General features: G+C 67.2%; 1 protein-coding gene and 1 pseudogene. Both read right to left on the reverse strand.

Annotated elements, in window-relative coordinates; translation table 11 throughout:
• Positions 1-1,021, reverse strand: a 1,021-nt coding sequence (gene mnmE, locus ACTS11_RS19355) for a tRNA uridine-5-carboxymethylaminomethyl(34) synthesis GTPase MnmE (protein ID WP_442641925.1), incomplete at its 3' end; no start/stop codon positions are given.
• A 15-nt stretch (positions 1,022-1,036) separates the two neighbouring features.
• Positions 1,037-1,320, reverse strand: a pseudogene (locus tag ACTS11_RS19360) (transcription termination factor Rho); the annotation flags it as partial.

Raw genomic sequence — 1,320 nt, forward strand, 5'->3', positions numbered from 1 at the left:
GCGCGTCGATCCCCTCGCCCGTTTTGCCGGAAACACCGCCCACGCCCGTCACGTCGGCCTTGCCGCGAACCACCAGATCTCCCGCGCGCAGCAGTCCGGGGTCCGGCACGTCCTCCCCCGCAAGGAGGAAGATCCGCAGGTCGGCGCCCTCCGCCCGCGCGCGCGTCCGCGCGATGCCGATGCGCTCGATCTCGTCACCCCCCTCGCGCAGCCCGGCAGTGTCCAGCAACGTCACGGGAATTCCCTGGAGATCGAGGCGAACCTCGATGACGTCTCGCGTGGTCCCGGCGATCTCCGAGGTGATCGCGGCGTCGCGACCGGCTATATTGTTGAGAAGAGTGGATTTTCCGGCGTTGGGCGCGCCCACGATGGCAATCTCGAACCCATCGCGCACCCGCTCCGCGACCTTGCTGCCCATCACCTCGCGGGAAAGGTCTTCCGAGACCCGGGCGAGCAGATCGCGCACCTCCGGCGTGACATCGACGGGGACATCCTCGTCGGCGAAGTCGATCGTCGCCTCGATCAGCGCCGCGGCGCGAAGAAGCGCCGTCCGCCAGTCCCCGGCCCGTTCGCCGAGTTTCCCTTCGAGAAGGCGCATGGCCTGCTTGCGCTGCGCCTCCGTCTCGGCGGAGAGGAGGTCGCCAAGCCCTTCGACCTGCGCGAGGTCCAGCTTCTCGTTATGGAGCGCGCGGCGGGTGAATTCGCCCGCCTCGGCGGGGCGGGCAAGTCCGGTCTCCCCGATCCGGCGCTCGGCGGCGGCGATCACAGCAGGGCTGCCATGGAGATGCAGCTCGACCACGTCCTCGCCGGTGAAGCTGCGCGGGGCCGCGAAACACAGCACCAGCGCCTGGTCGATCACCGCGCCATCGGCATCACGCAGCCTGCGAAGCGCGGCATGGCCGATATCCGGAAGCTGGCCCACAAGCCTCCGCGCCGCCTCGAAGGCCTCGGTGCCCGAGATTCGAAGGACGGCGACGCCCGATCTTCCCCGGACGGTCGCCAGGGCGAAGATCGTGTCCATCGCGCGCCCCTCTCGTCAGGTGTTCATCGAGTCGAAGAATTCGGAATTCGTCTTGGTCTGCTTGAGCTTGGAGATCAGGAACTCGATGGCGTCGGTGGTGCCCATCGGGTTCAGGATGCGCCGAAGCACGAAGGTCTTCTGCAGGTTCGACTTGTCGACCAGCAGTTCTTCCTTCCGTGTGCCGGACTTGAGGATGTCCATGGCGGGGAAGACGCGCTTGTCCGCCACCTTGCGGTCAAGCACAATCTCGCTGTTGCCGGTGCCCTTGAACTCCTCGAAGATCACCTCGTCCATCCGGC

This window comes from Roseicyclus sp. (assembly GCF_052168335.1).
Classification (GTDB): domain Bacteria; phylum Pseudomonadota; class Alphaproteobacteria; order Rhodobacterales; family Rhodobacteraceae; genus Roseibacterium.